This is a genomic window from Pseudomonas sp. P5_B2 (genome assembly GCF_056400445.1).
The window spans coordinates 1-9,518 of sequence record NZ_JBFULH010000145.1 but is presented as its reverse complement, the minus strand read 5'-3'; the positions used below and the strand labels follow the sequence as shown (position 1 = coordinate 9,518).

At 60.5% G+C, this 9,518-nt stretch carries 7 protein-coding genes; all 7 read left to right on the top strand.

Annotated features, from left to right (window positions below; all coding sequences use genetic code 11):
• Positions 1–1,682 (top strand): putative bifunctional diguanylate cyclase/phosphodiesterase (locus tag AC1DRJ_RS13715; RefSeq protein ID WP_477802632.1); only part of this gene is annotated, 1,682 nt, incomplete at its 5' end.
• A gap of 165 nt (positions 1,683–1,847) precedes the next feature.
• The gene (locus tag AC1DRJ_RS13710; RefSeq protein WP_477802631.1) at positions 1,848–3,200 is read left to right on the top strand and encodes an imelysin family protein; all 1,353 of its coding nucleotides are present in this window, start codon (positions 1,848–1,850) and stop codon (positions 3,198–3,200) included.
• A 171-nt stretch (positions 3,201–3,371) separates the two neighbouring features.
• Positions 3,372–4,799: a di-heme oxidoreductase family protein gene (locus AC1DRJ_RS13705; protein WP_477802630.1), complete on the top strand. Its 1,428-nt coding sequence runs from the start codon at positions 3,372–3,374 to the stop codon at positions 4,797–4,799.
• A 27-nt stretch (positions 4,800–4,826) separates the two neighbouring features.
• Positions 4,827–5,891 (top strand): imelysin family protein, encoded by a 1,065-nt coding sequence (locus AC1DRJ_RS13700; protein ID WP_477802629.1) that lies wholly within the window; start codon positions 4,827–4,829, stop codon positions 5,889–5,891.
• A 14-nt stretch (positions 5,892–5,905) separates the two neighbouring features.
• A complete protein-coding gene (locus AC1DRJ_RS13695; protein WP_477802628.1) occupies positions 5,906–7,003 on the top strand; it encodes a DUF1513 domain-containing protein in 1,098 nt (365 codons plus the stop codon).
• Between the two features lie 299 nt (positions 7,004–7,302).
• Positions 7,303–8,451, top strand: coding sequence for an efflux RND transporter periplasmic adaptor subunit (locus AC1DRJ_RS13690; protein WP_477802627.1), 1,149 nt, complete (start codon positions 7,303–7,305; stop codon positions 8,449–8,451).
• Positions 8,452–8,464: 13 nt separating this feature from the next.
• The coding region (locus AC1DRJ_RS13685) for an efflux RND transporter permease subunit (RefSeq protein WP_477802626.1) at positions 8,465–9,518 on the top strand (1,054 nt) is incomplete at its 3' end.

The window sequence follows — 9,518 nt, the reverse complement described above, 5'->3', positions numbered from 1 at the left end:
CCACTCAACTGGTCGGTCGCGGCCCTTACAGTGAATATTACGGCGACCTGAGCATCACCCTCGACACCGCCACCTACGGGCAGGGGTTCATCGTTAATTCTGTGATCATCTTCATCGCCGGCGTGTTGCGCGCCCTGGCAATGGGCCTGGTGCTGTACCTGGTGTATCACTGGCTGCTGACCAAACCGTTATCGCGGATCATCCAACACCTGACCGAAATCAATCCGGATCGCCCCAGCGAACACAAAATTCCGCACCTCAAGGGCCACGAAAAGAACGAACTGGGGATCTGGATCAACACTGCCAACCAGTTGCTCGAATCCATTGAACGCAACACCCACCTGCGTCACGAAGCGGAAAACAGTCTGTTGCGCATGGCCCAGTACGACTTCCTGACCGGTTTGCCGAACCGCCAGCAATTGCAGCAACAACTGGACAAGATCCTGGTCGACGCCGGTAAGTTGCAACGGCGAGTCGCAGTACTGGTGGTCGGTCTGGATGACTTCAAAGGCATCAACGAACAATTCAGTTACCAGACCGGCGACCAACTGTTGCTGGCCTTGGCTGATCGCCTGCGGGGTCACAGTGGCCGCCTCGGCGCCCTCGCCCGTCTGGGCGGTGACCAGTTCGCTCTGGTCCAGGCCGATATCGAACAACCTTACGAAGCGGCCGAACTGGCGCAAAGCATTCTCGATGACCTGGAAGCGGCGTTTGCCCTCGATCATCAGGAAATCCGCCTGCGCGCGACCATCGGCATCACCTTGTTTCCCGAGGACGGTGACAGCACCGAGAAGCTGCTGCAAAAAGCCGAACAGACGATGACCCTGGCCAAGACCCGTTCGCGCAACCGTTATCAGTTCTACATCGCCAGCGTCGACACAGAAATGCGCCGTCGTCGCGAACTGGAGAAGGACCTGCGCGATGCGCTGGCCCGCGATCAGTTCTTCCTCCTCTACCAACCCCAAATCAGCTACCGCGATCACAGCGTGGTAGGCGTCGAGGCGTTGATTCGCTGGCAGCATCCCGAGCATGGTCTGGTGCCACCGGACCTGTTCATTCCGCTGGCCGAAAAGAACGGCACCATCATTGCCATTGGCGAGTGGGTGCTGGATCAAGCCTGCAAGCAATTGCGCGACTGGCACGACCAGGGCTTCCCCGACCTGCGCATGGCGGCGAACCTGTCCACCGTGCAGTTGCACCACGCCGAGCTGCCTCGCGTGGTGAACAACCTGCTGCAAATGTACCGTTTGCCACCCCGTAGCCTGGAACTGGAAGTGACCGAAACGGGCCTGATGGAAGACATCAGCACGGCCGCCCAGCACCTGCTGAGTCTGCGTCGCTCCGGCGCATTAATCGCCATCGATGACTTCGGCACCGGCTATTCGTCACTGAGTTATCTGAAAAGCCTGCCGCTGGACAAGATCAAGATCGACAAGAGCTTCGTGCAGGACCTGATCGATGACGACGACGATGCAACCATCGTTCGCGCGATCATTCAGCTGGGCAAGAGCCTGGGCATGCAAGTGATTGCCGAAGGCGTCGAGACTGCCGAGCAAGAGGCCTACATCATCTCCGAAGGCTGCCACGAAGGTCAGGGCTACTTCTACAGTAAACCGTTGCCGGCCCGGGAGTTGACCGCCTACCTGAAACAGGCCCAACGCAGTAACGCGGCAATATTGTAGTTATCTGAAACGAGGCTGCGATCTTTTGATCCACGACACAACGCTCGCGTGAATAAGAAATATTTCCACCTGCACCCTTTACACATAATGCGAAAGATTTGCATTATGTCGCAGTTTTGCGCACGTGAAGCGCCAGTCCACCCCTCTTGAAGCAGGATGTTCGCCATGATTCGTATGCCTCTGGCTACCGCCAGTCTGTTGGCCATCGCTATTTCCCTCGCCGGTTGCGGCGAAGGCAAAGACAAGACCGCCGCTGCGCCTGCTCCGGCCGCCAGCACTGCCGCTGCTGCACCGGCGCCTGCTGTCGCTCCTGCCGCTGTCAGTAAAGTCGATGAAGCCGCCGCCAAAGCCGTTGTCGCGAATTACGCCGACATCGTCTTCGCCGTCTACAGCGATGCCGAATCCACCGCGAAGACCCTGCAAACCGCTGTTGACGCCTTCCTCGCCAAGCCGAACGCCGACACCCTGAAAGCCGCCAAGGCTGCATGGATTGCTGCCCGTGTTCCTTACCTGCAGAGCGAAGTGTTCCGCTTCGGCAACACCATCATCGACGATTGGGAAGGTCAGGTTAACGCCTGGCCACTGGACGAAGGCCTGATCGACTACGTCGACAAATCCTACGAACACGCACTGGGTAACCCGGGCGCCACGGCCAACATCATCGCCAACACCCAGGTTCAGGTCGGCGAAGACAAGATCGACGTGAAAGACATCACCCCGGCAAAACTCGCCAGTTTGAACGAGCTGGGCGGTTCCGAAGCCAACGTCGCCACCGGCTACCACGCCATCGAATTCCTGCTCTGGGGCCAGGACCTGAACGGCACTGGCCCTGGCGCCGGCAACCGTCCTGCTTCCGATTACCTGGAAGGCAAAGGCGCAACCGGCGGTCACAACGATCGTCGCCGCGCTTACCTGAAGTCCGTGACCCAACTGCTGGTCAGCGACCTGGAAGAAATGGTCGCTAACTGGAAACCAAACGTGGCCGACAACTACCGCGCCACCCTGGAAGCCGAGCCGGTTGATTCGGGCCTGCGCAAAATGCTGTTCGGCATGGGCAGCCTGTCCTTGGGCGAACTGGCGGGCGAGCGCATGAAGGTTTCCCTGGAAGCCAACTCCCCGGAAGACGAACACGACTGCTTCAGCGACAACACCCACAACTCGCAGTTCTACGATGCCAAAGGCATTCGTAACGTGTATCTGGGCGAATACACCCGCGTTGACGGCACCAAAATGACTGGCGCCAGCCTGTCGTCCCTGGTGGCCAAGGCCGACCCGGCTGCCGACACCGCACTGAAAGCCGACCTGGCTGCAACCGAAGCCAAGATGCAGGTCATCGTCGATCACGCCAACAAGGGTGAGCACTACGACCAACTGATCGCTGCCGGCAACACCGCTGGCAACCAGATCGTCCGTGACGCCATCGCTTCGCTGGTCAAGCAGACCGGTTCGATCGAAGCCGCCGCTGGCAAACTGGGGATCAGCGACCTGAACCCGGACAACGCTGATCACGAATTCTGATCAACGCTGGCTGCACAAGAAGGCGACCTTTAGGTCGCCGATCGTTCCCACGCTCTGCGTGGGAACGATCAAACCCTGCCCCACATCAAGTAAACGATAATTCCTCTTATTCAAACTCCCCTGCCCTGTTAAACTTTGCGCCTTTGTTTTGCTCGTCTTGCAGGATGTCTGATGCCCCCGCTGCTTCTTCGCTTGTCCGCACTGATGCTGGCCCTGTGCCTGAGTGCCTGCGATGACGCCCCGCGTTTTACCAAGGCCGAACCCGGCGAAGCCCGGTCCGGTGGCAGCGCGACCGTGCGCAAGACAGATCAGAACTCGTTTTCCCTGCCGTCTGCCAACCTGTCGCCATCACGGCGTGTGGACTTCAGCGTCGGCAACAGTTTCTTCCGCAACCCCTGGGTAATCGCCCCGTCGACCACCACCGCTCGTGACGGCCTCGGCCCATTGTTCAACACCAACGCCTGCCAGGGCTGCCACATCAAGGACGGCCGCGGCCATCCGCCGACGCCTGACGCACCGAATGCAGTGTCGATGCTCGTGCGCCTGTCGATCCCCAACGCACCGGCCTTTGCCAACGTCATCGAACAGCTCGGCGTGGTGCCTGAGCCGGTCTACGGTGGCCAGTTCCAGGACATGGCCGTGCCCGGCGTAACCCCGGAAGGCAAAGTGCGTGTCGATTACACGCCCGTTCCGGTGCGTTTCAAGGACGGCACCGAAGTCGAACTTCGCAAGCCGAGCCTGAACATCACTCAACTGGGCTACGGCCCGATGCACCCCGAGACCCGTTTTTCGGCGCGCGTCGCCCCGCCAATGATTGGCCTGGGCTTGCTCGAAGCGATCCCCGACGAGGCGATCCTGGCAAACGCCGAGGCGCAGGCCAAGGACAAAAACGGCATCGCCGGGCGCCCGAACCGGGTCTGGGATGACGTGCAACAGAAGACCGTCTTCGGCCGATTTGGCTGGAAAGCCGGGCAACCGAACCTCAATCAACAGAATGTTCACGCGTTTTCAGGGGATATGGGCCTCACAACCAGCCTGAGACCCTTCGATGACTGCACCGACGCGCAAACCGCCTGCAAACAGGCGCCGAATGGCAATGGCCCAGATGGCGAGCCAGAAGTCAGCGATAACATTCTGCGCCTGGTGCTGTTCTACAGCCGCAACCTTGCCGTACCGGCCCGCCGCGATGTCAGTGCGCCGCAAGTGCTGGCCGGCAAGACTCTGTTTTTCCAGGCGGGATGTCAGTCCTGCCACACGCCGAAATACACTACCGCCGCCAATGCCGCCGAACCTGAACTGGCCAATCAAGTGATTCGCCCCTACAGCGATCTGCTGCTGCATGACATGGGCGACGGCCTGGCCGACAACCGCACTGAATTCCAGGCCAGTGGCCGCGACTGGCGCACCCCGCCGTTGTGGGGCATCGGCCTGACGCAAGCGGTCAGCGGCCACACCCAGTTTTTGCATGATGGCCGCGCGCGCAATCTGCTCGAAGCCGTGCTCTGGCATGGCGGCGAAGCTCAGGCTGCGCGTGAACAGGTTTTGTCTTTCAATGCCGAGCAGCGCGCTGCGTTGCTGGCGTTTTTGAATTCTCTTTAAACTCTTGTAAAGAATCGGGAGCCCGACATGTTCCGCCCCAAATTGTTGTTCACCAGCCTGGCCGCACTCGCACTGGGTGCCTGTTCACCGCAGGACCCACAAGCCGTGACATCGGCCGCCATCGCCAAATCGGTGATCCTGCCGACGTACACCCGCTGGGTTGAAGCCGACCGCCAATTGGCTGTAAGCGCCCTCGCCTACTGCGAAGGCAAGGAAAACCTCGACACCGCCCGCGCCGATTTCCTGCACGCGCAGAAAGCCTGGGCCGAGTTGCAACCGCTGCTGATCGGGCCGCTGGCCGAGGGCAATCGCGCCTGGCAGGTGCAGTTCTGGCCGGACAAGAAAAACCTCGTCGGCCGTCAGGTCGAGCAACTGGTCACCGCACAGCCGCAGATCGATGCCGTTGCCTTGGCCAAGTCCAGTGTTGTGGTTCAGGGTCTCTCGGCCTATGAATACATCCTGTTCGACAGCAAGCCTGATGTAGCCAACGCTGAACAGAAAGCCAAGTACTGCCCGCTGTTGATCGCGATTGGTGAGCGTCAGAAACAACTGGCCGAAGAGATTCTGAAAAGCTGGAACAACACCGACGGCATGCTCGCGCAAATGARCAAGTTCCCGAACCAGCGCTACGCCGACTCCCACGAAGCCATCGCCGATCTGCTGCGCGTGCAGGTCACCGCCCTCGACAGCCTGAAGAAAAAACTCGGCACGCCGATGGGCCGTCAGACTAAGGGCGTGCCACAACCGTTCCAGGCGGATGCATGGCGCAGCCAGTCGTCCCTGGCCGGTCTGGAAGCCAGCCTCGCCGCCGCCAAAACGGTATGGGAAGGCGTCGACAACAAAGGCCTGCGCGGTCTGTTGCCGAGCGAGCAGAAACCGTTGGCTGACAAGATCGATGCCGCCTACGCTGCCTCGCTGAAGCTGTTCGCCAGCAACCAGCGCACGCTGACCGAAATGCTCAACGACGATGCCGGTCGCCAGCAACTCAACGATCTGTACGACAGCCTCAACGTCGTCCATCGCCTGCACGAAGGCGAACTGGCCAAGGCGCTGGGCATTCAACTGGGCTTTAACGCCAACGACGGTGACTGATGAGGACGAGTGCCATGCTGCGACGTCAGGCTCTGACTTTAGGTAGCTTGCTGCTGGGAGCAGTGACACTGGGCGGCTGGACGCTGTTCAAGCAAAAGGACAAAAGCCCGCTGCTGCTGTCGGCGCGGGACGATACCGACGGCAAGCATTACGCCGTTGGCTATCGGCTGGACGGCACCCGAGTGTTCGCCACCCAGGTCGGACAGCGTTGCCACGACATCATCAACCACCCGACGCTGTCGATTGCGCTGTTCGTCGCCCGTCGTCCGGGCACCGAGAGCTACCTGATCGACTTGCGTGACGGCACGCTGCTGCAAACCGTGACCTCGCAGCCGAACCGGCATTTCTACGGTCACGCGGTGATTCACAAGAGCGGCGACTGGTTGTACGCCACCGAGAACGACACGTCCGATCCGGGCCGTGGCTTGTTGGGTGTGTATAAGTTCGAGGGCGAGCGGTTGGTGCACAGCGGCGAGATCTCCACCCATGGCATCGGCCCGCATCAGGTGTCGTGGATGCCCGATGGTGAAACCCTGGTCGTGGCCAACGGCGGCATTCGTACCGAGGCCGAAAGCCGGGTCGAGATGAACCTCAACGCCATGGAGCCAAGCCTGGTGTTGATGCAGCGCGACGGCACCTTGTTGAGCAAGGAAACCCTGGCCCAGCAGATGAACAGCGTGCGGCATTTGGGCATCGCCAGCGACGGCACCATCGTTGCCGGTCAGCAATTCATGGGGCCATCCCATGAGTCGTCGGAACTTTTGGCGATCAAGCGTCCCGGCCAACCGTTCGTGGCGTTCCCGGTGCCCGAGCATCAGTTGCAGGCGATGGGGCATTACACCGCCAGTGTCGCGGTGCACAGCGATCTGCGCCTGGTGGCGTTGACCGCGCCACGGGGCAACCGCTTTTTCATCTGGGACCTGGACAGCGGCGAAGTGCGCCTGGATGCCCCCCTTCCCGATTGCGCCGGGGTCGGCGCCGTGGCTGATGGTTTTGTCGTGACCTCGGGCCAAGGCCGCTGCCGCTACTACGATTGCCGCCAGACCAACCTTGTTGCCAAACCCCTTGAACTGCCGGCGGGGCTCTGGGACAACCACCTGCATYTCATCTAGACACGTTCCCCGGTGGCGGRCTTGTCCTGTGGCGAGGGGGCTCGCCCCCGTTCGGCTGCGAAGCAGTCGTAAAACATTGGCACGCGGTGTACCTGACACACCACTCTCGCAGTTTTTGGGGCCGCTTCGCGACCCAACGGGGGCAAGCCCCGTCGCCACAGGTTTGTGTTCAGCCCCTCTATTCCCTGACTGATAGTCATTTGCTGGCCTGACTGTGAAATGTGCCAGCTGGAATCACTCGCCTACTCGGGGTAATGTGCCTCTCTGTCTCACCTGATTTTCTCCAAGGAACTGGAAATATGCTGCGTCGCCGCATGCTGATCATGTTGGGTGTTGTTTTGCTGATCGTGCTGGTCCTGGCCGCTTATAAAGCCTTCTCCATCTACACGATGATTCAAGGCTTCTCTGCGCCAAAACCACCGATCAATGTCGCTGTGGCCACGGCCACCGAACGTCCGTGGCAAGCTCGCCTGCCTACCGTCGGCACGCTCAAGGCCTTGCAAGGCGTGGATCTGAGCCTGGAGACCGACGGCACCGTCATCGATTTGCAATTCGAGTCAGGGCAGAAGGTCAAGGCCGGTCAACCTCTCCTGCGACTCGACAGCGCCGTGGAAAGTGCCTTGCTGGAAACGGCGCTGGCCGACCTCGGGCTGGCCCAACTCGATTATGGTCGCGGTAGCCAACTGGTCGGCAGCCAGGCCATTTCCAAAGGCGAATTCGACCGACTGTCGGCCGTGCAGAAAAAGAACAAGGCCACGGTCAATCAGCTCAAGGCTGCGCTTGGCAAAAAGAGCATCGTCGCGCCCTTCAGCGGGACCATCGGCATCCGTCAGGTGGACGTCGGCGACTATGTCGCCACCGGCACCATGATTGCCACCCTGCAAGACCTCAGCAGCCTCTATGTCGACTTCTTCGTGCCCGAGCAGTCGGTGCCGAAAATCGCCATTGGCCAGCCGGTCCAAATCATTGTCGCGGCCTATCCGTCCCAAACCTTCCCCGGCACCATAAGCGCGATCAACCCGAAACTCGAGAGCAGCACGCGCAACATGCAGGTGCGCGCCACCTTGGCCAACCCCGACGGCAAACTGTTGCCCGGCATGTTCGCCAGCCTGCAGGTGCTGTTGCCCAACCCGCAGCCACGCGTCGTCGTGCCGGAAAGCGCGATCACCTACACCCTCTACGGCAATTCGCTTTACGTGGTCGCGCAGAAAAAAGCCGAAGACGGCAGTGTCGAAAAGAACGACAAGGGCGAGCCGATCCTGATCGCCGAACGACGTTTCATCGAAACCGGCGAACGCCGCGATGGGCTGGCGATCATTACCAAAGGTGTGCAGGACGGCGAAAAAGTGGTCACAGCCGGCCAGATCAAACTGGACAACGGTGCGCCCATCGCGATCAGCGATGACAAGACCCTAGCCGAGAAGAACAGTCAGCCGCGCGCGGACTGATCAAGGAATCCCCATGGCTTTTACCGACCCGTTCATCCGCCGCCCGGTCCTAGCGACCGTGGTCAGCCTGTTGATAGTGCTGCTGGGCTTTCAGGCCTGGAGCAAATTGCCGCTGCGCCAATACCCGGTCATGGAGAACGCCCTGATCACGGTGACGACCGCGTACCCCGGGGCCAACGCCGAAACCATTCAGGGCTACATCACCCAACCGATGCAGCAGAGTCTGGCCAGCGCCGAGGGTATCGACTACATGACTTCGGTCAGTCGCCAGAACTTCTCGGTGATCTCGATCTACGCGCGCATTGGCGCCAACAGCGACCGTTTGTTCACCGAACTGCTGGCCAAAGCCAACGAGGTGAAGAACCAACTGCCGCAGGACGCCGAAGACCCGGTGCTGAGCAAGGAATCGGCCGACGCCTCGGCACTCATGTACATCAGTTACTTCAGTAAGGAATTGAGCAACCCGCAGATCACCGATTATCTGTCGCGGGTCATTCAGCCGAAACTGGCGACCCTGCCGGGCATGGCCGAAGCCGAGATTCTCGGCAATCAGGTGTTTGCCATGCGCCTGTGGCTGGACCCGGTGAAGCTTGCCGGTTTCGGCTTGACCGCCAGCGACGTGACCAACGCAGTGCGCCGGTACAACTTCCTGTCCGCCGCCGGCGAGCTGAAAGGCGAGTACGTGGTGACCAGCATCAACGCCAACACCGAGCTCAAATCCGCCGAAGCCTTTGCGGCGATCCCACTGAAGATCGAGGGCGACAGTCGGGTGCTGTTGAGTGATGTGGCGCGGGTTGAGATGGGCGCGGAGAACTACGACACCATCAGCTCCTTTGGTGGCACGCCTTCGGTGTACATCGGCATCAAGGCCACGCCCGGCGCCAACCCGCTGGACGTGATCAAGGAAGTGCGCAAGATCATGCCGGACCTGGATGCCCAGTTGCCGCCCAACCTCAAAGGTGAAATTGCCTACGACGCCACGTTGTTCATCCAGGCCTCGATCGACGAAGTGGTGAAAACCCTGTTCGAGGCGGTGTTGATCGTGATTGTGGTGGTGTTCCTGTTCC

Excerpts from the sequence above, each read along its gene's own strand:
- AC1DRJ_RS13710 (WP_477802631.1), top strand. The coding sequence starts at position 1,848 with ATGATTCGTATGCCTCTGGCTACCGCCAGTCTGTTGGCCATCGCTATT.
- AC1DRJ_RS13705 (WP_477802630.1), top strand. The coding sequence starts at position 3,372 with ATGCCCCCGCTGCTTCTTCGCTTGTCCGCACTGATGCTGGCCCTGTGC.
- AC1DRJ_RS13690 (WP_477802627.1), top strand. The coding sequence starts at position 7,303 with ATGCTGCGTCGCCGCATGCTGATCATGTTGGGTGTTGTTTTGCTGATC.